The sequence below is a fragment of the Pseudarthrobacter woesei genome (genome assembly GCF_055412745.1).
On the sequence record NZ_JBVAYU010000013.1, the window covers coordinates 65839 to 86177 of the forward strand.

The window sequence follows — 20339 nt, forward strand, 5'->3', positions numbered from 1 at the left end:
CAGGGGGATCTCAGGGTGCTTCAGGCTATGGCCGCCGTCCGGATCGAACCGGCGGAACTGGGACATGCGCGTGTACGCCCTCCACCCCGGCGAATACGAATACTACTACGGCACCGGCAGCGGCATAACCAGTGAACCGCGGCAGCCAGCGGCGACCCGGCCCAGCCCGCCGGGACGTACATCCAGGACCCGGGCACCGGCACGGACGCTCCATCCCGGATCGACGAGGCTGCGGGACATCGCCCGCGGGCTCACCGTTCCCTATGTCCACCGGGCCGCCGGCGATTCCGCCGCCCCGATGCTGCAGAAGGCCACCCCCGTCACGCTGGACCGCACGGGGGACTCGCTCGAGGGCAGGACGGAGCTGTACTGGCTTCTCGCGCTCGCCGCCTTCCTGCTGGCGCTGCGCGAAACCCTGCTGGTGTTAGGTCGGCTCCGGGAGCTGCGGCCGGTCCGCAGCGCATCGCAGGGCGCGGCACCGGCTGCCACCAAAAGTGTGAACGCATGAGCGGCCAGCCCTCCCACCGGCGCCGTCGGCTGCTGCTGTGGTCCGCCCTGCCCGTGCTGCCGGCGCTCGCGCTGGCCGCCAGGCTGCTGGCCGCGGCGTGGTTCGGCGGCCAGGCCGCAGCGGCCTTCGCGAACTTCCTGGAGCCGCACAAGGCACCCTTCGCCGCCGGCGACGCCCTCGTGCTCCGGGGCGACTACCCCGGTGCCAGGGCAGCGTTCGAGACGGCCCTGGCCGGCGCCCCGCCGGAGGACGAATGCCGGGTGCGGGTGAACCTGGCCCTCAGCATCGAGCGGCTCGGCGATGCCGCCGCAGCCAATATCCCCGAAGGGGTCCGGCTCTTCGACGAAGCCGCGCACGTGGTCAAGGCTTCCCCCGACGGCTGCTTCGACCGGGGCGGTGCCGGCAACACGGACGGCAACGGCGCCGTCGAAGCCCCGCCGACGCGGCAGCAGACACAGCTTGAGCAGCTCAGGGAGTCTGGAGAATCCGCCCAGCAGGAGCGCAACCGCGACCTGCAGCGGGAGGACTTTCTCAACGGCGGCAGCCCCGGCCCGCTCACGGACAAGCCCTGGTGACTTTCCGGGCGAAGAATATTCTGTCCGGCCCCGAAATATGCCGTAAAGGTGCGTCTTAATTCGGGGACCGACTTGAACGTCCCCGCCGGCGGGCCCTAAAGTTCTAAACAAGTTACCTCAGTAACGTGTCAGCGATCCTCCGCTGAAGGCCAGCCCCACGGCGGCCGAGGAGGATGTGGGTGCCCCCATGTGGGCCTGACATTTGCTCACGGACAACTTCGTATCAGGCGCAACAGTCGCGGCCGCGCCCTGCTGAAGTTTCACCGTGTTCCCCAACTCAATTCACCGACGTCGCCCGTCTTCCGGGAAAACCGTCAGTGTTCACAGCCAAGGACGCAAATGTCTCCACCAAGCCTTATTGACACCCATCCGAATCTTGCCGGCGCGGCCCCTGTCGCCCTTTCCTATGAGCTGTTCCCGCCCCGGTCGCCCGCGGCTGCGGAATCACTCTGGACCACCATCGGCGAACTGGAAACCACGGACCCGGACTACGTTTCCGTGACCTACGGCGCCAGCGGCTCCAACCGGAACACCGCCGTCGAGCTCATCAACCGTCTCGTACAGGAAACCACGCTCCGGCCCCTGGCGCACCTGACGTGTGTGGGGAATTCCCCGCAGGAACTCGCCGACATCATCGGCGAGCTCCTCGACGTCGGCGTGCGCGGCATTCTTGCCCTGCGCGGCGACCGGCCCAAGGACGGCGCCGTCCCTCCCGAGGGATCGCTGCGCTACGCCCAGGACCTGATCGAACTCATCCGCCGCGTGGAACAGCGCCGCTCGGCGCTGCTGTGCGCCGGCAAGGTGGCCGTCGGTGTGGCCGCGTACCCCACCCGGCACCCGGAATCCCCGAGTGAGGCGCACGACGTCGAGGTGCTTCTCGCCAAGCAGCGCTCCGGCGCCGACTTCGCCATCACCCAGGTCTTCTTCCACACCGAGCAATACGCGAACCTGCTGACCCGGGCACGCCGGGCCGGCGTCACCATCCCGATCATCCCCGGCGTTATGCCGCTGACCAGCATCCGCCGGCTCACCCGCCTCGGCGAGCTGACCGGCGTCGAACCGGACCCGCAACTCATCGAACGGCTCGCAGCCGCCGATACCGACGCCGAGCGGACCCGGATCGGGGTCGGCGCCACCGTGGACCTGGCCAATGCGGCCCTCGACGCTGGCGCCCCGGGACTGCACCTCTACACGTTCAACGAACACGCCGCCGCCCTCAACGTGCTGGACAAGCTGGCGCTGCCCCGGCCGCGAAGCGGCAACCGGCACAGCGGCCAGCAGCGCAATGCCGGCCGCCGCCAGCTCGCCAGCTAGGAACCACAACTTCCCTCCGCAGTACACCACCAACGCTTAGGACTCCCCATGACTGACAAGCACACTGCCAACAGCAACACCCCCTTCCCGTCCGCCTCGATCCTGGGCTATCCGCGCATCGGCCGCCGCCGCGAACTCAAGAAAGCCGTCGAGGCCTACTGGGCCGGCGCGATCGACGCCGCCGCGCTCGACGCCGCCGCCAAGGAGATCCAGCTCGGCACCGCCAGGCGCCTCCAGGGCCTGGGCCTCACCGAAGCCGCGGCGGTTCCCGGTACGTTCTCCTACTACGACCAGGTGCTCGACGCCGCCGCCCACCTCGGCGCCGTACCCGCCCGCTTCGGCAACCTCCTGAACGCCGGGGGCCAGCTCGACCTCGACGGCTACTTCACCCTGGCCCGCGGCACCAAGGACCAGCAGCCGCTGGAAATGACCAAGTGGTTCGACACCAACTACCACTACCTCGTCCCGGAAATCGGCCCCGAGACCAACTTCGCGCTGACCTCCAGCCGGATCGTCGAGGAATTCGAATACGCCCTCGCCAACGGGGTCCAGACCCGCCCGTACATCGTCGGCCCGGTCACCTTCCTGCTGCTCAGCAAGGCCTCCGACGACGCCCCGGCCGGCTTCAGCCCGCTGTCCCGGCTCGAGGACGTCCTCCCGGTCTACACCGCACTGCTCGAAAAGCTCGCCGCCGCCGGCGCCAGCTGGATCCAGCTCGACGAGCCGGCCCTCGTGGTGGACCAGGACACCCCGGAGGTGGAAATCCAGGCCGCCGCCGCCCGCTCCTACGAGGCTCTCGCCGCCGCCGCCAAGCGCCCGCAGCTGTTTGTCTCCACCCCCTACGGCACGCTCAACGGCCAGCTCGGCACACTTGCCGCGACCGGTATCGACGCCCTGCACCTTGACGTCTTCAAGGGTGAGGTTCCGTCCGCCGCGGCCCTGGCAGCGCTGGGCAACACGACCCTCGTCGCCGGCGTCGTGGACGGCCACAACATCTGGCGCAACGACCTTGCCGCCTCGGCGGCCAAGATCGCGGAGCTGAAGAAGTCCGTGGCCAGGCTGGCCGTCAGCACCTCCACCACCACCGCGCACGTCCCGCACGACGTCGACGAGGAAGTCCAGCTCTCCGCGCAGCTGCGCAGCTGGCTGGCCTTCGCCGACCAGAAGGCCACCGAGGTGGTCACCCTCGCCGGCCTCCTGACGGACCCGGAAGCCGTCCGGCCGGCCATCGAGGCGGCCACCCGCATCATCGCCGACCGCGCCGCAGCCGACGGCGTCCGCCGCGCCGAGGTCCGGACCCGCACCGCGGCACTGACCGACGCCGACTTCAGCCGCTCCGCTTACGGCGTCCGCGAAGCCGCGCAGACCGCGGCCCTGCACCTGCCGCCGCTGCCCACCACCACCATCGGCTCCTTCCCGCAGACGTCCGAGATCCGCACCGCCCGGGCCCGCGCCAACAAGGGCGAACTCAGCACGGAGCAGTACGAGCAGCTCATGAAGGACGAGATCAAGCGCGTGGTGGAACTGCAGGAAGAGCTGGGTTTCGACGTCCTGGTCCACGGCGAGCCCGAGCGCAACGACATGGTCCAGTACTTCGCCGAGAACCTCGAAGGCTTCGACGTCACCGTGCACGGCTGGGTCCAGTCCTACGGCTCGCGCTGCACCCGCCCCTCGATCCTGTGGGGTGATGTCACCCGCAACGCCCCGATCACGGTGGAATGGGCCACGTACGCGCAGTCTTTGACGAACAAGCCGATGAAGGGCATGCTCACCGGACCGGTCACCATCCTCGCGTGGTCCTTCGTCCGCGACGACCAGCCGCTCGGCGAGACCGCCAACCAGGTGGCCCTCGCCCTCCGGGACGAAATCGCGGACCTCGAAGCCGCCGGCATCAAGGTCATCCAGGTGGACGAGCCCGCCCTGCGCGAACTCCTGCCACTGCGCAAGGCCGACCAGGCCGCGTACCTGGACTGGTCCGTGAAGTCCTTCCGCCTTGCCACCGCCGGCGCCGGGGATGCCACGCAGGTCCACACGCACCTGTGCTACTCCGAGTTCGGCGCCATCATCGACGCAATCGACGGCCTCGACGCCGACGTCACCTCGATCGAGGCCGCCCGTTCCCGCATGGAGGTCGTCCACGACCTCGAGTCCCACGGCTTCGGCCGCGGCGTGGGCCCGGGCGTCTACGACATCCACTCGCCGCGCGTCCCGGGCGAGCAGGAAGTCACCGAACTGCTCAGCACCGCCGTCAAGCACGTCCCGTCCCGCCAGCTCTGGGTCAACCCGGACTGCGGCCTGAAGACCCGCGGCTACGCCGAGACTGAAGAGTCCCTGCGCAACCTGGTCCACGCCACGAAGACGGTCCGCGCGGAACTGCTCGAAGCCGCCAAGTAACCCGATCCACCAGAAACGACGACGGCCGGTCACCCCTCAAAGGTGACCGGCCGCCGTCGTACGTTCCGCAGCGTTGGCGGGGAGTCAGGACTCCCAGAGGATCTCGTCGTCCACGACGCCGTCCTCATCCGCGGAGGCCACGAGGACCTCGTCGGTGAAATGTGTGCCGAGCGTGAAGTCCAGCACAAAGTAGCGTTCCGGCTGGCCGGGGAAAATACCCACATGGCCCAGCTTCAGTGCCTTGAGGAAGACCTCGTCCGTGAGCTGGCTCTTGTCCTCGACGCCGAAGACCTTCCGCAGCTGCTCGTCCTTGATCGCGTTGCAGTGGAAGTGCCGGTATTCCTGCGGGCTGGTGCCATCCTGGACCAGCTCCTCGGCGATCATCTCCCGGACCTGGTCCACGAGTTCAGGCAGGAAGCGCAGGCGGTAGTCAACTTTGTGCATGGCCGCCTCGTCGAAGTGGTCATGCGCGTTGACATTTAAGTCAAGCTCCACGGTCTGGCCCGCCAGTTCCTGCTTGGCGGTGAAATTGTGATCCCGTCCGTGATTGAGCTCGACCTCGCCGAAGTGCTTGCTCGCTACCTTGTTCATATCTTCAACATAGTCCTGAATACCGGCCCGTTCCAGCATTCCCAAGCTTTTATCCGGTACCGGACCAGTTGGGAGGCCCATGGCCGGTACATTGAGCGGATGCAAACAGTCGCCACCGCCGTCGCCCGTTCCCGTGAAGTTTTTGACAGCGGAACCACCCGTCCGCTGGCCTGGCGGCTGGAGCAACTGTCCAATCTGCGCCGGATGCTGATCGAGCGGCGCGACGACTTTGCGGCGGCGCTCGGCAGCGATCTGGGCAAGCACGCCACCGAATCGCAGCTGACGGAGATCGGGTTTGTCACAGCCGAGGCCGCGCACCTGGCGAAAAACCTCGAGGCCTGGCTGCGGCCGCGTCCCGTGCCGGTGCCGCTCGCGGTCCAGCCGGCCAGGGCCTGGACCGAACTGACTCCGCTGGGCGTGGTCCTGGTGATCGGCCCGTGGAACTACCCCCTGCAGCTGCTGCTCGCCCCGCTGGCCGGCGCCCTCGCGGCCGGCAACACCGTGGTCCTCAAGCCCAGCGAACACGCCCCCGCCACCTCGGCGGCCATGGCGCGCTGGATCCCGGAGTACCTGGCCGGAGCGGCCGAGGTGGTCCAGGGCGGCATTCCCGAAACCACCGCCCTCCTGACGATGCGCTTCGACCACATCTTCTTCACAGGCGGTGAGGTCGCGGCCAAGGCGGTGCTGCGGGCGGCAGCCGAGAACCTCACCCCGGTGACCCTGGAGCTCGGTGGGAAGTCCCCGGCGTACGTGGACTCCTCCACGGACCTGGCCAGGGCGGCCAAGCGGCTCGCGTGGGGCCGGTTCCTGAATGCGGGCCAGACCTGCGTGGCGCCCGACTATGTCCTGGCCACCGAGGACGTTTTGGTTCCGCTGGAGCGCGAGCTGGTCAAGGCCATCCGTGCACTCTTCGGGGCGGACTCTTCCGTCAGTGACTCCTATGGCCGGATCGTCAATGACCACCACTTTGCGAGGATCGCGGCCCTCGCGGACGGCAGCACCGTGGTCCACGGCGGGGAACGGGACGCCGCCAGCCGCCACTTCGCCCCGACGCTGCTGCGGCCCGCCCAGGGGGACACCGTGATGGGGGAGGAGATCTTCGGGCCGCTGCTTCCGCTGGTCCCGGTCGGCGGGCCCGACGAGGCCATCAGGATGATCAACGACGCCGCCAAGCCCCTTGCGCTGTATGTGTTCAGCAACGACGCCGGGACCCGCCGGGCCTTCTCGGAACGGACCTCCTCGGGGGCACTGTGCTTCGATGTCCCGGCCGCGCATCTGCTGGTGCCGGGGCTGCCGTTCGGCGGCGTGGGCGGCAGCGGCATGGGCGCCTACCACGGGGAACACTCGCTGCGGACGTTCTCGCACCAGCGGTCCACCCTGTCGAAGCCGCACTGGCCGGAAACCCTGGAACTCATCTTCCCGCCCTACACCAGGGCCAAGCACCGGATCATCAGTTCGCTCGTGGCGCCGGCAGGAAAGCGGCCCGGGAAGCGTTAGCCGGCATTTTCGTTAGTTCGTCGGGGGTCTTGGCCCGGGGGCTGGGCGGGCACTGCTCAGGGACATGCCCCGCGCCGGGGTCTACGGATGGACATAGTCCCGTTGTGCCCAGTCCCGGGCGCGAAGGATGGACATGTCCTCCCGCGAACTAGCGAATATGCCCGCTAGCCCGGCCGGCGCCGGGGGACATGCTCAGCCCTTGCCGGCCCCAAGCTTGTTCAACGAGTCCTTGTTCAACGTGTCCTTGTTCAACGTGTCGCCGAGCAGCTCCACAAAGAGCTGGACCCGGGCCGTCTGCTTCTCGTTGATCAGCAGGGCGAAGACGTTGCGGGCCAGCCGGATCTCCGGGACATCCAGGACCACCACACCGGCGGGGCGGTGCCGCAGGGCGAGTTCGGGAACCAGGGCCGCGCCGAGCCCGGCCGCCGCCATCTCCACGCTGGCATGGAAATCGTCGCTGTACGCCACTACCCGCGGGTGCAGGTTGCAGCTGGCGAAGAGCCGTTCGATCACGGTGGCGTCACTCGTGCCGGGGTGGTGGACAATCCACGGCATATCGGACAGGTGGTCCGCGGCCACCTTGGACTCCGTGCCGATGCCCCACGCCGCGGGCAGCACCACGCGGAAGTCGTCGTCGCCGATCCACTGCCTCTTCACCGAGTGCGGCCACGCGAGCCCGGACTGGCCCACCTGGTACACCAGGGCCACATCCAGCTCGCCGCCGGAGCGCAGGCCCTGGATGGTCTGGGCGGGTTCGGCCACGGACACGCGAAGGTCAATCCCTAGTTTCTTCCACGCCGGATTTTCCAGGACCCTCGGCAGCACATAGGTGGCAAGGCTGGGGAAGATGCCCAGCCGGAGTTCCTGGCGGGTGGTGTCACCCGTACGGGAGGCCGCCGCCAGGAGGGCCTCGATGTCCGTGAGGACCTTGGCCGCGTGCCGGGTCATCACCAGTGCGGCTTCGGTGGGGTGGATGCTGCGGGCCGAGCGGGTGAACAGTTCGACGCCGGCGTCGCGTTCCAGGGCGGACATCTGCTGGGACACCGCCGACGCCGTGTAGCCAAGCCGGGTGGCGGCCGCCGCGAAGGAGCCCAGCCGGGTGACTTCAACGAGGGTCCGCAGATGGACGGGGTTGATCAAGGGCTGCCCTTCGCAGGTTCCGGTGAGGCGGGACCGCAATCCCGCTTCATTCTGGCACATTGGTCGGAGGCGAAATGTCTGGAAGTGGTACACATCCGGAGCGCCGGTGGTTACGAATTGCCCATACGACGATTTATCGGGACGATTCAGGCACTCGGTTCAATCAGCCACATCGGTTCAATCAGCAAACAGGAGCAGATCAGTGTCACTAGCAGCAGGGATTCCGGCAGGGCGCCGGGTAGCCGTCATCGGCAGTGGCGTGGCAGGGCTGACCGCCGCCTATGTCCTCAACCGGGTGGACCACGTGACCCTCTTCGAAGCCGACCCCCGGCTCGGCGGCCACGCCCACACCCATGACGTGCCGCAGACGGACGGCCCGGTCCTTGGCATCGACACCGGCTTCATCGTCCACAACGAGCGGACCTACCCCACGCTGCTTCGGCTCTTCGCGGAACTGGGCGTCGAAACCCAGGACTCGGAAATGAGCATGTCCGTCCGCTGCGACGGCTGCGGCCTCGAATACGCCGGCGCCCGCGCCAAGGGACGCGGCATCATTCCGCGGCCCTCCACCCTGCTGCGCGGCCGGTACCTGATGATGCTGGTGGAGGTCATGCGCTTCTACCGCCGGGCCCGTGCCCTGCTGGCAGAAACGGATACAGCGGAGACTGGCGGCGCTGTGGCCAATACGGCCGCGACGGACATCACCCTGGGCGAGTTCCTGGCCCGCGAGAAGTTCAGCAGCTACTTCGTCTCCCACTTCATGACCCCGATCGTCAGCGCCGTCTGGTCCTGCGACCCCACCACCGCACTGGCCTACCCGGCCCGCTACCTCTTCACCTTCCTGGGCCACCACGGACTGCTCGGCGTCGCGGGCTCGCCCCAATGGCGCACCGTCACCGGCGGCTCCCGCGGTTACGTGGACAAGCTCGCCGCCACGCTGCCGGACATTCGACTCTCGAGTCCCGTCACCGGCGTGCGCCGCCACGCGGCGGGCGTCGAGCTGACCACGAAGGACGGCTCCGGCACCGTCACGACGGAGACCTTCGACGCCGTCGTGATCGCCACCCACCCGGAGCAGGCGCTGCGTATGCTCAGCGACGCCTCGCCCGCCGAGCAGGAGGCCCTGGGCAGGATGCCGTACTCCGTCAACCACACCGTCTTCCACCGCGACGACTCCGTGCTGCCGGCCAGCGACAACGCCAAAGCCTCCTGGAACTACCGCCTGCCCTCCTGCGACGCCCGCCCGGACAAGGTCCTGGTCAGCTACGACATGACCCGGCTGCAGCGCCTGGAACCGGCGGACGGCGGCCGCTACATCGTCAGCCTGGGCGAATCCGGGCTCATCGAAGACACCACGGTGCTGGAGCGGATGGTCTACGAGCACCCGCAGTACACCCCGGAGTCCCTCGCGGCGCAGCAGCAGATCCTGGCACTCGGCGACAGCACGCTGTCCTTCGCCGGCGCCTACCACGGCTGGGGATTCCATGAGGATGGCGCCCTCTCCGGCGTACGGGCGGCGGCACGGCTCGGAAGAGACTGGGACGAGGCCGCTTTTGTGCCGGCCGGGGTCTCCCTTGACCCTGATCTGCAGACCGTCTCGGCGGAGGGCGCATGAGCGCACCGGCAGCCATCTACCGCACATCCATCGCGCACGTGCGGCGCACCCCGCTGAAGAATGCCTTCACCTACCGCAGCTACAGCTGGTACGTCGACGTCGACCGGCTCCCCACCCTGCCCCGCCCCCTCAGGCCGCTCGCCGGATTCGCCGTTGCGGACCATCTGGGTGACCCGGGCGGAACGCTCCGCGGCAACGTTGAACGGTTCCTCGCCACCCGGGGGATAGCGCTCGACGGCGGCCGGATTACCATGCTGGCCAGCGCCCGGGTGTTCGGACACGTCTTCAACCCGCTCAGTCTCTTTTGGTGCCACGACGCCGCCGGGGAGCTGCGCTGCGTCGTCGCCGAGGTCCACAACACCTACGGCGAACGGCACTGCTACCTTCTTGAAACGGAAGACGACGGCCGGGCCAGCGTCCCTAAAGCGCTTTACGTTTCGCCGTTCAACGACGTCGAGGGCCAGTACCGGATGAAACTCCCGGAACCCGGCGACCGGCTCGCGGTCTCGATCGTCCTGGAGCGGGAGGGGCAGCAGCCCTTCATCGCCAGCGTGGACGGCGAACGCCGGGACGCCACCGTGCCGAACATCCTTGCCGCTGCGCTCGCGGTCCCGCTGGCACCGCTGCGTGTCTCGGCCCTGATCCGCTGGCAGGGAATTAAGCTGTGGGCACGTCGGCTGCCCATCGTCAAACGACCACACCACCCTTCACAGGAGGCAGTTCAGTGACAATGACCGATGCGAGCGGATCATCCGCAGCCCAGCGGGTTCCCAGTGCGGTGCCCTACACCGTTCCCCGGCCGCCGGCGGTCATCGACGCCGCCATCTGGCCCAGCATCGCCGCGGTGCCCTCCGGGCTGAAGGCCGGCCTGGCCGGGCGCGCCGCCGCTGCCATCTTCAGGGCGGCCGTCCGCCGGCTCCCCATCGAAGTCCGCTACCCGGACGGCACCGTCCTGGGCAAAGCCGGGCCCGGCCAGTCCGTCCCCGTCATGACCGTCAACCGGCCGGCGGCCTTCGCGGCGCGGCTCGGCGACGGCGGCCTGATCGGCCTGGGCGAGTCCTACATGGCCGGTGACTGGGACGCGGACGATCTCACCGCCGTTATGGAGGTCTTCGCTGCGCGCGTCGGAACGCTCGTGCCCGAGCCGCTGCAGCGGCTGCGCGCGCTCTACCTGCCGCGCCAGCCGCGCAAGGAGCGCAACACCGAACAGAACACCCGCTCCAACATCTCGCGGCACTACGACCTCTCCAACGATCTTTTCGCGACCTTCCTGGACGGGAGCATGACGTACTCCAGCGCGCTCTTCCCGGAATCGGGTGAGGCCCTGAAGAGCGTCAAATGGGACGGCTTCGCCGTCGCGCAGGAGGCCAAGATCGACCGCCTGCTGGACAAGGCAGGCGTCACCACGGGAACCCGCGTGCTGGAAATCGGCACCGGCTGGGGCGAGCTGGCCCTCCGGGCCGCCCGGCGCGGCGCCACGGTCTACTCCGTCACGCTCTCCAGCGAGCAGCAGGAACTGGCCCGCCGGCGCGTCGCCGAGGCAGGCTATGCCGACGCCGTCACGATCGAGCTCAAGGACTACCGCGCGGTCGAAGGCGAGTACGACGCCGTCGTCTCGGTGGAGATGATCGAGGCCGTGGGCTTCGAGTACTGGGCCACGTACTTCCAGACGATCGAGCGCGTCCTCGCCCCCGGCGGGAAGGTGGCCATCCAGGCCATCACCATCGCGCACGACCGGCTGCTCGCCACCCGCTCCAGCTACACCTGGGTGCACAAGTACATCTTCCCGGGCGGCGTCATTCCGTCCGTCCGCGCCATCGAGGACATCACGGCGAAGCAGACCGGACTGCGGGTCCGTGAACGGCTCGCCATGGGGGAGCACTACGCGCAGACCCTGCGGCTCTGGGAAGAACGCTTTATGGCGCGCGCCGAGGAGGTCCGGGGCCTGGGCTTTGACGAGATCTTCCAGCGCATGTGGCTGTTCTACCTCTGCTACTCCCGCGCCGGATTCGAGACCGGTTACCTCGACGTGCAGCAGATCGTGCTGGACCGCCGGACAGCGGGCGAGGCCGGTAGGGGAGCCTAGGGCCGCCTTCTGTTAGTCGAGGCACCCCGCGGAAGGCGGGCACCCCGGGGTGCCCGCCTTTTTCGTGTTCCCGGACACCACATCTAGTGTTTGGCACCACCACCGGGCACTGTTCCGCGGCACCGCGACACGCCGTCCACAACGCGACACGCAGGGGAGTTAATTGTGTATAGGTACTCCACAGCCTGTGGATTTCGTCCGCCAAAACGGCGGAATTACGGACATTTTGAGGTGCCCTGCCTGTGGACGGACGGTGCATAAAATGACATACTTGTAATACATCATCTAGGGGTCCGCGCCGACCTCGCGCACTACATGTAGTGCTGCATGTAGTATCGGACTACAGTTCCAGACCAGCGGCAAAGTCCGCCGGCTGGGGCCAGCAACGGATAAGGATTCCTGTCCCGCACCGGCCCGGTGAACGAAAGAATACAGACTTCAGCAAAAGGGGACAGGGACCATGACCGTAACGGTTTACACGAAGCCGGCCTGTGTCCAGTGCAACGCGACCTACCGCGCACTGGACAAGAAGGGCATCACCTACCAGAGCGTCGACATCTCGCAGGACGCGGATGCCCTCGAGCGCCTGAAGGCCCTGGGCTATATGCAGGCCCCGGTTGTCGTCACGGACCAGGACCACTGGTCCGGTTTCCGCCCCGACAAGATCGAAGAACTGGCGCTGGCTGCCGCCGTCGCCGTAGCCTGAACCATTGTTTGAGATGAGGTGACCCGCATGGCACCAGTTGCAACAGCAGCACCCGCTGCGCAGCCGGCGGCGGACACTGCGCCGGCGGCGGAAGCCCTCCGGTCCACCGGCAGCCACCTCATATACTTCTCCTCCACCTCGGAGAACACCGCACGCTTCGTCAGGAAACTGGGCATGGACGCCGCCAGGATCCCCCTCCACACGAGGGAACCTGCCCTGGTGGCCACCGAACCCTTTGTGCTGGTGCTTCCCACCTACGGGGGCACCGGGGGAGAAGGATCCGTTCCGAAGCAGGTCATCCGCTTCCTGAACGATCCGCGCAACCGGCAGCAGCTCCGGGGCGTGATCGGGGCGGGCAACACGAACTTCGGGGACAACTACTGCATGGCCGGGGACATCATCGCCACGAAATGCCAGGTCCCGCACCTATATCGATTCGAACTCATGGGGACGCCGGAAGACGTCAGCCGTGTACAACAAGGATTGGAAGAATTTTGGACACGACTGTCGCAGACACCGAAGTGACCGGATCCGGCTCCCTCGGCGCCGCAGAGAAGCCCGGCGCAGGGAAGCCCGCCGCCGCCGTCGAGAAGCACACGGTCCCCGGTGAGAAGCCGGCCATGCCGGCCGCCTTCCAGGGCCTGGGCTACCACGAGCTCAACGCCATGCTGAACCTCTACGGGCCCAACGGCGAGATCCAGTTCGAGGCCGACCGCGAGGCTGCGCACCAGTATTTCCTGCAGCACGTGAACAACAACACCGTGTTCTTCCACGACCTCGAGGAAAAGCTCGACTACCTCGTGAAGAACGAGTACTACGAGCGCGAAACCCTCGACCAGTACACGATGAACTTCATCCGCGAGCTCTACAGCCGCGCCTACAAGAAGAAGTTCCGCTTCGAGACCTTCCTCGGCGCGTTCAAGTTCTACACCTCTTACACGCTGAAGACGTTTGACGGGAAGCGCTTCCTGGAGCGCTACGAGGACCGTGTCTGCATGGTGGCCCTGCACCTGGCCCGCGGCGACGAGCAGCTCGCCCTGCAGATGGTGGACGAGATCATTGAGGGCCGTTTCCAGCCGGCCACCCCCACGTTCCTGAACGCCGGCAAGCGCCAGCGCGGTGAGCTGGTCTCGTGCTTCCTGCTCCGCATCGAAGACAACATGGAATCGATCGGCCGGTCCATCAACTCCGCCCTGCAGCTGTCCAAGCGCGGCGGCGGCGTGGCCTTCGCGCTGACGAACATCCGCGAGGTGGGCGCGCCGATCAAGCAGATCGAGAACCAGTCCTCCGGCGTTATCCCCGTGATGAAGCTCCTCGAGGACAGCTTCTCCTACGCCAACCAGCTCGGTGCCCGCCAGGGTGCCGGTGCCGTGTACCTGCACGCGCACCACCCGGATATCTACCGCTTCCTGGACACCAAGCGCGAGAACGCGGACGAGAAGATCCGCATCAAGACCCTCTCGCTCGGCGTCGTGATCCCGGACATCACCTTCGAGCTGGCCAAGAAGGACGAGGACATGTACCTGTTCTCGCCGTACGACGTCGAACGCGTCTACGGGATGCCGTTCTCCGACGTCTCGGTCACCGAGAAGTACTACGAGATGGTGGACGATTCCCGGATCAAGAAGACCAAGATCAAGGCGCGCGAGTTCTTCCAGACCCTCGCCGAGATCCAGTTCGAATCCGGCTACCCGTACATCATGTTCGAGGACACCGTGAACCGGGAAAACCCGATCGACGGCAAGATCATCATGTCCAACCTGTGCTCCGAGATCCTCCAGGTCTCCCAGCCCACGACGTACCACGATGACCTGTCCTACGACCAGACCGGCAAGGACATCTCCTGCAACCTGGGTTCGCTGAACATCGCCAAGGCCATGGACTCGCCGGACTTCGGCCTGACCATCGAGACCGCCATCCGCGCGCTCTCGGCCGTCTCGGACATGTCCAACATCACCTCGGTGCCCTCGATCGCCCGCGGCAACGACCAGAGCCACGCCATCGGCCTGGGCCAGATGAACCTGCACGGCTACCTGGCCCGCGAGCGGGTCCACTACGGCTCCGAAGAAGGCATCGACTTCACCAACATCTACTTCTACTCGGTGGTGTTCCACGCGATCCGCGCCTCCAACCGCCTGTCCATCCAGACCGGCCAGACCTTCGGCGGCTTCGAGAAGTCCAAGTACGCCTCCGGTGAGTTCTTCGACAAGTACACCAACCAGGAATGGGTCCCGCAGACCGCCAAGGTTGCCGAGCTGTTCCAGAACATCCACATCCCCACCCAGGATGACTGGCGCGAGCTGAAGGCGTCCGTCATGGAGCACGGCATCTACAACCAGAACCTGCAGGCCGTTCCGCCGACGGGCTCGATCTCCTACATCAACAACTCCACCTCCTCGATCCACCCGGTGGCGTCCAAGATCGAGATCCGCAAGGAAGGCAAGCTGGGCCGCGTGTACTACCCGGCGCCGTACCTGACGAACGACAACCTGGAGTACTACCAGGACGCGTATGAGATCGGCTACGAGAAGGTCATCGACACCTACGCCGCCGCCACGCAGCACGTGGACCAGGGCCTGTCCCTGACGCTGTTCTTCAAGGACACCGCCACCACGCGCGACATCAACAAGGCCCAGATCTATGCCTGGAAGAAGGGCATCAAGACCATCTACTACATCCGTCTCCGCCAGCTCGCGCTGGAAGGGACCGAGGTGGACGGCTGCGTCAGCTGCATGCTTTAATCTTCAACTAAATCGCGACAGTACGACGGCGGGCAACCGCCCGCCGTCGTACGCTTAACTTCACGAAGAACCCAACTTTTTAGGGGATGACATGACCGAGAAGGTCAAGCTGCTTAGCCACGTTGAAGCCATTAACTGGAACCGCATCCAGGACGACAAGGACGTGGACGTCTGGAACCGCCTGGTCAACAACTTTTGGCTGCCGGAGAAGATCCCGCTGTCCAACGACGTTCAGTCCTGGGCGACGCTGACCCCGGACGAGCAGCAGCTCACCATGCGCGTGTTCACCGGCTTGACCCTGCTGGACACCATCCAGGGCACCGTCGGCGCCGTCTCGCTGATTCCGGATGCGATCACCCCGCACGAAGAGGCCGTCTACACGAACATCGCCTTCATGGAGTCCGTGCACGCGAAGAGCTATTCCTCCATCTTCTCCACGCTGGCCTCCACCAAGGAGATCGACGAGGCCTTCCGCTGGTCCACCGAGAACGTGAACCTGCAGAAGAAGGCGGCGATCGTCATGGACTACTACCAGGGCGACGATCCCCTGAAGCGCAAGGTGGCCTCCACGCTGCTGGAGAGCTTCCTGTTCTACTCGGGCTTCTACCTGCCGATGTACTGGTCCTCACGGGCCAAGCTGACGAACACGGCCGACCTGATCCGCCTGATCATCCGCGATGAGGCCGTGCACGGCTACTACATCGGCTACAAGTTCCAGAAGGGCCTCGAGAAGTGCTCCGAGGAGCGCAAGCAGGAGATCAAGGACTACACGTTCGAGCTGCTCTTCGAGCTCTACGAGAACGAGGTCCAGTACACGCACGACCTCTACGACTCCGTCGGCCTGGCCGAGGACGTCAAAAAGTTCCTGCACTACAACGCCAACAAGGCGCTTATGAACCTCGGCTACGAGGCCATGTTCCCGGCTTCGGTCACCGACGTGAACCCGGCCATCCTGTCTGCGCTGTCGCCGAACGCGGACGAGAACCACGACTTCTTCTCGGGGTCCGGGTCTTCTTATGTCATTGGTAAGGCCGTTAATACTGAGGATGACGACTGGGACTTCTAGTTCTTCTCCTGTGAGGTCGGAGGCTGCAGGTTGGCTGCTGACTCTTTGACTCATGGCGGGGCCCCGTGGAGCACGGGGCCCCTTGAGCATGCTCAACCCGGCTACCGGAATCTAGTCAGCGCGGATTGTAAACATCAGATCGGTGTTCGATCCGATGAACATACAGGGTGTGCGCTTCAGGATCGAGTGTGAACAGGACGCGGTAATCACCACGGCGTGCAGTACGCAGGCCCAGGAGTTCATTAGTGAGCGGCTTGCTGAGCCTCCCAGGATTGTCAGCCAGAGCTCCGGTAACGAACTCTACGATTGCGGCGGCAGCGTTCTCCGGCAGCCGGCGAAATCCCTTCAGCGCGGGGCTGGTGACGTCGACCATCCAAGGACCTCGGTCATCCGATGCTGCTTCGCTCACCTTGGCGGAAGTCCAAACTCGCGGCGGAGGTCATCGCCGCTGACCGTGTTGCCTTCCGCGATGTCGCGTTCGGCCTGCTCCATGTCCTCCCTGATGCCAGGCTGCGATAGCCAATGGATAGTTTCTTGAAAGGGACTCCAAATCAGCGGCCGGCATCAACACAGCCGACGGGTGCCCGTGCCGAGTGTGCGCCGTTGGCCGATCGAAGCTTCGATAGTCTGCGCGGCTTGGACTGGAGCTGAGGCGCGTGGTCCGGCGCAGGAGGTACTTCGGTAACCGCGCCGGTGGATGCTTCGTATGTAGTCATTTCCCCATGTTCCACATTGTTTGTTGCAACCGCCCGTTGGCGGAAATCTCAGTTAATTAGCCCGTGCGTCAGCGAACCGCGGCGCCATGGATTCCAGCTGCTCCATGACCAGCTTGATCGACTCGGGCTGCCTATCCGGCGGGTAACCCAAGCGGACCAGAGGCCGCTTGATCGAGGACCGTAGCTTTGCCCGGACATCATCACGCACGGGCCAGTCAGTTCGGACATCCCGGCCCATCACCGAGACCAGCTCCCGGGCGAAATCCGCAAGAATTCCTTTGCCGATTCCCGCAACGGTTCAGCCAGGGATTCAAACAGATCACGACGCTCTTCAGACAGAACTGGTACGGCGCATCTTCGAATTTGCCTGCGCGAACAGCCGGGTCGGCGCTGCCTTCGCGAAGTTCCGCTCGACGCCGATCGCCCTCGAGGTCCTTTGTCCCATCGAGCCATATCGTATGTCGTGGACGCCGATCAGATCTTTTCCGCTGTCGCAGAAGCGGTTCAGCAGCACCTGCGAGAGGAGTTCGGTGCGCTGAGCCATGACCCGGACCATCAGCATTGGGGGCATTACCACTGACGTTGGCCCGTGTCATCAAGCAGAGAGCCCACTCGCGGGTCCGGGAGCCTGAGCACCTGGTCGGCAGCCCTCGTACCGTCCCCCGGAACAACAAAGGCGAAGCCCGGGCCTCCCCTAACGCCCCCGGCGCTACTATAATGTGATTCACACCCCGCAGCGGGAGATGAGTGATGATACGCGGAATTGGCAGGCGCAAAGTGGGCAGGCGCGGAATAGGTCTGATCGGGATCGGGTATCTGATCATCGGGGTAGTGGTCGCCGCCACCCACGGCTATCTCGTGGCATGGAACGTTCCCGGCAACATCCTGGAAGGGCTCGCGGCGATTGTCCTCTGGCCTCTCGTGGCCCTCTTCGGGGTCGATCTGCACACGTTGATCGCATAGGACCCCAAAACGTGGCTGCTGACGGGCCCTCACCAGCCGTGGGTGCGACCGCTTGCGGCGATGCGGAGGCGGTACATCACAACGGTTCTGCGCGTCCGGGTGCCAATTCAGCACCGATGCCGACGAGCCACTCAGCGCCGAAATAGCACCCGGATACACGCAGCGAAGAAACGGTGCCAAAATCCATGTGGCGGACCCAGCGGCCGGAACAGACCGACAGTTCCGGCCGAAATCGACGGATATTCCGATCGCCCATTGCACCGGCTTTTTTGACGGTTCCGTCCCTACAATTAACTGTCGGCCTCCACGGCATTCACGCCGCGGGGACGGCCAAATAAGGAGAACCACCATGGGTTTGGGTGACAAGATCCACAACGCCGCCGAGAAACTCCACGGCAAGGGCAAAGCGGCCGCCGGCGATGCCGCCGGCAACGACCGGCTTAAGGCCGAGGGCAAACGCCAACAAGTCAAAGCGGACCTGAAGCAGGCCGGCGAAAAAGTCAAAGACGCCTTCAAGAAACGCTAAGACAGGCAGCCACAAGCCAGAGGTGCGGTCCGGACGGACCGCACCTCTGGCTTGTGGCTGGCCAGGATCGTCTGAAGCTGACCCCGGCGAGTTGTCGTGTGGCCGGAAGCCGAAAGCAATGATCTTGGCTGCCTGGTCTCGCATGATTGCCCAGAATGAGTGAACCATCCTGAACATCAGATGCCGCCGTTTCGCAGCCGGGGCGCCTGCCCATCAATCCTTGCGGCTTGGAAGGACCAGCAGCGCATCGCCCACCGGACGCTGGCCTGCCGCATCGGAGGGGGAGTTGACCACCCGGCCGTCGGCGACCATGGTGGTGGAGCCGCCGCCGTCGAGGTTGATGGCGTCCACCATCCCCAGGGACCGGGCGACGTCGGCCGCTTCTTTGATGCTCAGCCCGAGCGATGTTGTTTGGCGTCCGTCGGCCGTGACCAGGAGGGTGCGGCCCTGGGCGTCGACGCCCGCGATGGTCCGGGGGTTGCGCTTGTGGACCCAGCCGTAATAGAAGCCGTTGCTGTCTCCGGAATGGACCATGCCGTCCCGCCGGGCCGTGATGTTCGCGGCGCCGCCGGACACCAGCATCGGACCGCCGTTGACAACGGATGTGGCCCCGCCCGTCTTCTCGGACTTGCCGGCTTCATTGGTCAGCTCGGACTCGACGTCGAGGCGTTTGCCGGGGGTTGCGACGTCCTTGAGCTTCGTGACGTCCGCTCCGGTGGCCTGCACGGTCCTTCCTCCGGCCGGAACGGCTGAACCCCGGGCGGCGTTGATGGCTGTCACCGTGCCATGCTGGTCCAGGACAACTTCCAGTCCTGGACCGGACGGTGTGGAGGACCCGAACTCCCCGGTGAAGGCGACGGTCTCGTCAGGGTCCGTGCAGGTGGCGTCGTGCAGCGGCAGATCGGTGGGGAAGTCACCGGTACCTCCGCAGTTGCGGATCAGCCCCGGTACCCGGTTGAGGCCGTCGAGCGCCACGGGCATGCCGTGGCCGGGCGACGAGACACGTCCGGTCCATGTCAGCCGTTGAACGGAAGATTTGTTTTTCTTGCCGTCGATGACGAGAGAGGGCCGGTCCCCGACAGGTTCGCTGAGCAGTTTGCCACCGACGACGGCGGTTCCGGCCGGATCGCCCGGCGCCCCGGCCTTCGGGTCCAGGACGAAGTATCCGCCGTTCACCGCTGCCAGGGCACCTTTGGCAGCCGCGAGCTGGCTTGTGGTTTCCCGGCCCTGCAGGTCCGGGCCGACGCCGGAGGTGAGCTCTCCCCGGAACAGCTTCGGATCAAGGGTGAGGACTTCCAGCTTCCATGGACCGCGGGTTTTGCCTGTGGTCTCGGTGTCGCCGTCCCAGCCGGTGTACACGGTGGAGGCGTTGTAGCCTGCTGCCTTGATCTGGCTGATCGTTGCTGTGCCGTCGGCCTTGGATTGAAATGCTCCGGCCCTCACGCGGTATCCAAGGTCTCCGCCGGCGTCGGCGAGTTGGGGGGACTGGACGTGCTCAACACGGACATGGACTCCGGCGTCCCGGAGTTTGAGCGCTACTGCCTGGGCTGTTGCTTCATCGGACAGCGCCGAGGCCGGGGCGTCAGGATCGGGCGATGTGGACGGGATGGCGACTTCGGCGGTCCAGAACAGGGAGGCGTCCGGGGTGCCGCGGGTGATTGAGGTCCGTGTCAGTCCACGGGCCAACGTGGTGACAGTCCGCGTCTCGGGAAGATCCGGGGCGCCGAGCTCCAGTTTCCGGCTGTCCTGCTGTCCGTCCACCTGGGATGCCTGCGCTGCGGCGTCTGCAAAGGACACGCCCGTTGGAGTAAGGAACGCCGCAGGAAGTCCAAGGGCAACGGCAGCGATCGCCGCCCTGCCCCAGCGCAAAGGGGGAGTTGTCATGGTTCGAAACTACCTTC

The 20339-nt window shown here is 66.0% G+C and carries 20 protein-coding genes and 1 pseudogene; 15 read left to right on the plus strand and 6 right to left on the minus strand.

The features are described 5' to 3' along the window. Positions 1 to 64: 64 nt before the first annotated feature. The 4 genes from ACZYZE_RS16190 to metE all read left to right on the plus strand — a co-directional run bounded on the left by ACZYZE_RS16190 (position 65) and on the right by metE (position 4791). Positions 65 to 508: a hypothetical protein gene (locus ACZYZE_RS16190; RefSeq protein WP_463908844.1), complete on the plus strand. Its 444-nt coding sequence runs from the start codon at positions 65 to 67 to the stop codon at positions 506 to 508. After that, positions 505 to 1083 carry a hypothetical protein gene (locus tag ACZYZE_RS16195; protein ID WP_463908845.1) on the plus strand — a complete coding sequence of 193 codons (579 nt, stop codon included), beginning with the start codon at positions 505 to 507 and terminating at the stop codon, positions 1081 to 1083. Before ACZYZE_RS16190 ends, ACZYZE_RS16195 begins: the two co-directional genes overlap by 4 nt. A gap of 339 nt (positions 1084 to 1422) precedes the next feature. Continuing rightward, complete coding sequence (locus ACZYZE_RS16200; protein WP_463908846.1) at positions 1423 to 2397, plus strand: methylenetetrahydrofolate reductase; 975 nt, start codon at positions 1423 to 1425, stop codon at positions 2395 to 2397. A gap of 48 nt (positions 2398 to 2445) precedes the next feature. Next, complete coding sequence (gene metE / locus ACZYZE_RS16205; RefSeq protein WP_463908848.1) at positions 2446 to 4791, plus strand: 5-methyltetrahydropteroyltriglutamate--homocysteine S-methyltransferase; 2346 nt, start codon at positions 2446 to 2448, stop codon at positions 4789 to 4791. Positions 4792 to 4875: 84 nt separating this feature from the next. Here metE and ACZYZE_RS16210 read toward each other — a convergent pair whose 3' ends face one another. Then, positions 4876 to 5382 carry a DUF2004 domain-containing protein gene (locus tag ACZYZE_RS16210; protein ID WP_463908850.1) on the minus strand — a complete coding sequence of 169 codons (507 nt, stop codon included), beginning with the start codon at positions 5380 to 5382 and terminating at the stop codon, positions 4876 to 4878. Positions 5383 to 5481: 99 nt separating this feature from the next. On the opposite strand from ACZYZE_RS16210, the gene ACZYZE_RS16215 reads away from it, so the two are divergent. Then, positions 5482 to 6879 carry an aldehyde dehydrogenase family protein gene (locus ACZYZE_RS16215; RefSeq protein ID WP_463908852.1) on the plus strand — a complete coding sequence of 466 codons (1398 nt, stop codon included), beginning with the start codon at positions 5482 to 5484 and terminating at the stop codon, positions 6877 to 6879. Between the two features lie 192 nt (positions 6880 to 7071). Here ACZYZE_RS16215 and ACZYZE_RS16220 read toward each other — a convergent pair whose 3' ends face one another. Then, a complete protein-coding gene (locus ACZYZE_RS16220; protein ID WP_463908854.1) occupies positions 7072 to 8019 on the minus strand; it encodes a LysR family transcriptional regulator in 948 nt (315 codons plus the stop codon). Between the two features lie 202 nt (positions 8020 to 8221). On the opposite strand from ACZYZE_RS16220, the gene ACZYZE_RS16225 reads away from it, so the two are divergent. The 7 genes from ACZYZE_RS16225 to nrdF all read left to right on the plus strand — a co-directional run bounded on the left by ACZYZE_RS16225 (position 8222) and on the right by nrdF (position 16233). Continuing rightward, on the plus strand, positions 8222 to 9634 hold the full coding sequence (locus ACZYZE_RS16225) for an NAD(P)/FAD-dependent oxidoreductase (protein WP_463908856.1): 1413 nt from the start codon (positions 8222 to 8224) through the stop codon (positions 9632 to 9634). Beyond that, positions 9631 to 10362 (plus strand): DUF1365 domain-containing protein, encoded by a 732-nt coding sequence (locus tag ACZYZE_RS16230; RefSeq protein ID WP_463908858.1) that lies wholly within the window; start codon positions 9631 to 9633, stop codon positions 10360 to 10362. The genes ACZYZE_RS16225 and ACZYZE_RS16230 overlap by 4 nt, the downstream gene beginning before the upstream one ends. After that, on the plus strand, positions 10359 to 11720 hold the full coding sequence (locus tag ACZYZE_RS16235; RefSeq protein WP_463908859.1) for a class I SAM-dependent methyltransferase: 1362 nt from the start codon (positions 10359 to 10361) through the stop codon (positions 11718 to 11720). The genes ACZYZE_RS16230 and ACZYZE_RS16235 overlap by 4 nt, the downstream gene beginning before the upstream one ends. Positions 11721 to 12180: 460 nt before the next feature. After that, the gene (gene nrdH / locus ACZYZE_RS16240) at positions 12181 to 12426 is read left to right on the plus strand and encodes a glutaredoxin-like protein NrdH (RefSeq protein WP_459317690.1); all 246 of its coding nucleotides are present in this window, start codon (positions 12181 to 12183) and stop codon (positions 12424 to 12426) included. A gap of 27 nt (positions 12427 to 12453) precedes the next feature. Further along, a complete protein-coding gene (gene nrdI, locus ACZYZE_RS16245) occupies positions 12454 to 12951 on the plus strand; it encodes a class Ib ribonucleoside-diphosphate reductase assembly flavoprotein NrdI (RefSeq protein ID WP_459317691.1) in 498 nt (165 codons plus the stop codon). Positions 12952 to 13046: 95 nt separating this feature from the next. Further along, entirely contained in the window at positions 13047 to 15167 is a 2121-nt protein-coding gene (nrdE, locus tag ACZYZE_RS16250; protein WP_463908891.1) for a class 1b ribonucleoside-diphosphate reductase subunit alpha, read from the plus strand. 91 nt (positions 15168 to 15258) lie between these two features. Continuing rightward, a complete protein-coding gene (nrdF, locus tag ACZYZE_RS16255; RefSeq protein WP_463908862.1) occupies positions 15259 to 16233 on the plus strand; it encodes a class 1b ribonucleoside-diphosphate reductase subunit beta in 975 nt (324 codons plus the stop codon). Positions 16234 to 16348: 115 nt separating this feature from the next. Here nrdF and ACZYZE_RS16260 read toward each other — a convergent pair whose 3' ends face one another. Next, a complete protein-coding gene (locus ACZYZE_RS16260; protein WP_463908864.1) occupies positions 16349 to 16606 on the minus strand; it encodes a type II toxin-antitoxin system RelE family toxin in 258 nt (85 codons plus the stop codon). Between the two features lie 20 nt (positions 16607 to 16626). Here ACZYZE_RS16260 and ACZYZE_RS16265 point away from each other — a divergent pair, with 20 nt between their 5' ends. Then, positions 16627 to 16752 (plus strand): hypothetical protein, encoded by a 126-nt coding sequence (locus ACZYZE_RS16265; RefSeq protein ID WP_463908866.1) that lies wholly within the window; start codon positions 16627 to 16629, stop codon positions 16750 to 16752. Positions 16753 to 17001: 249 nt separating this feature from the next. Here the strand turns inward: ACZYZE_RS16265 and ACZYZE_RS16270 are convergent. Next, positions 17002 to 17232, minus strand: a pseudogene (locus ACZYZE_RS16270) (type I restriction enzyme endonuclease domain-containing protein); the annotation flags it as partial. Positions 17233 to 17280: 48 nt separating this feature from the next. Continuing rightward, complete coding sequence (locus ACZYZE_RS16275; protein WP_463908867.1) at positions 17281 to 17493, minus strand: hypothetical protein; 213 nt, start codon at positions 17491 to 17493, stop codon at positions 17281 to 17283. 233 nt (positions 17494 to 17726) lie between these two features. Between ACZYZE_RS16275 and ACZYZE_RS16280 the strand changes: the two genes are divergently transcribed. Both ACZYZE_RS16280 and ACZYZE_RS16285 read left to right on the plus strand, forming a co-directional pair. Further along, on the plus strand, positions 17727 to 17912 hold the full coding sequence (locus tag ACZYZE_RS16280) for a hypothetical protein (RefSeq protein ID WP_459317696.1): 186 nt from the start codon (positions 17727 to 17729) through the stop codon (positions 17910 to 17912). 349 nt (positions 17913 to 18261) lie between these two features. Beyond that, a complete protein-coding gene (locus ACZYZE_RS16285; RefSeq protein WP_463908869.1) occupies positions 18262 to 18438 on the plus strand; it encodes a CsbD family protein in 177 nt (58 codons plus the stop codon). A 213-nt stretch (positions 18439 to 18651) separates the two neighbouring features. On the opposite strand, the gene ACZYZE_RS16290 is transcribed toward ACZYZE_RS16285, so the two are convergent. Continuing rightward, entirely contained in the window at positions 18652 to 20322 is a 1671-nt protein-coding gene (locus tag ACZYZE_RS16290; protein ID WP_463908871.1) for a phosphodiester glycosidase family protein, read from the minus strand. Positions 20323 to 20339 lie beyond the last annotated feature (17 nt).

Excerpts from the sequence above, each read along its gene's own strand:
- ACZYZE_RS16260 (WP_463908864.1), bottom strand. The coding sequence starts at position 16,606 with ATGGTCGACGTCACCAGCCCCGCGCTGAAGGGATTTCGCCGGCTGCCG.
- ACZYZE_RS16290 (WP_463908871.1), bottom strand. The coding sequence starts at position 20,322 with ATGACAACTCCCCCTTTGCGCTGGGGCAGGGCGGCGATCGCTGCCGTT.
- nrdF (WP_463908862.1), top strand. The coding sequence starts at position 15,259 with ATGACCGAGAAGGTCAAGCTGCTTAGCCACGTTGAAGCCATTAACTGG.
- nrdE (WP_463908891.1), top strand. The coding sequence starts at position 13,047 with ATGCCGGCCGCCTTCCAGGGCCTGGGCTACCACGAGCTCAACGCCATG.
- ACZYZE_RS16215 (WP_463908852.1), top strand. The coding sequence starts at position 5,482 with ATGCAAACAGTCGCCACCGCCGTCGCCCGTTCCCGTGAAGTTTTTGAC.
- ACZYZE_RS16195 (WP_463908845.1), top strand. The coding sequence starts at position 505 with ATGAGCGGCCAGCCCTCCCACCGGCGCCGTCGGCTGCTGCTGTGGTCC.
- ACZYZE_RS16230 (WP_463908858.1), top strand. The coding sequence starts at position 9,631 with ATGAGCGCACCGGCAGCCATCTACCGCACATCCATCGCGCACGTGCGG.
- ACZYZE_RS16285 (WP_463908869.1), top strand. The coding sequence starts at position 18,262 with ATGGGTTTGGGTGACAAGATCCACAACGCCGCCGAGAAACTCCACGGC.
- ACZYZE_RS16210 (WP_463908850.1), bottom strand. The coding sequence starts at position 5,382 with ATGAACAAGGTAGCGAGCAAGCACTTCGGCGAGGTCGAGCTCAATCAC.
- nrdH (WP_459317690.1), top strand. The coding sequence starts at position 12,181 with ATGACCGTAACGGTTTACACGAAGCCGGCCTGTGTCCAGTGCAACGCG.
- ACZYZE_RS16200 (WP_463908846.1), top strand. The coding sequence starts at position 1,423 with ATGTCTCCACCAAGCCTTATTGACACCCATCCGAATCTTGCCGGCGCG.
- ACZYZE_RS16275 (WP_463908867.1), bottom strand. The coding sequence starts at position 17,493 with ATGGCTCAGCGCACCGAACTCCTCTCGCAGGTGCTGCTGAACCGCTTC.
- nrdI (WP_459317691.1), top strand. The coding sequence starts at position 12,454 with ATGGCACCAGTTGCAACAGCAGCACCCGCTGCGCAGCCGGCGGCGGAC.
- ACZYZE_RS16190 (WP_463908844.1), top strand. The coding sequence starts at position 65 with ATGCGCGTGTACGCCCTCCACCCCGGCGAATACGAATACTACTACGGC.
- ACZYZE_RS16265 (WP_463908866.1), top strand. The coding sequence starts at position 16,627 with ATGCTGCTTCGCTCACCTTGGCGGAAGTCCAAACTCGCGGCGGAGGTC.
- metE (WP_463908848.1), top strand. The coding sequence starts at position 2,446 with ATGACTGACAAGCACACTGCCAACAGCAACACCCCCTTCCCGTCCGCC.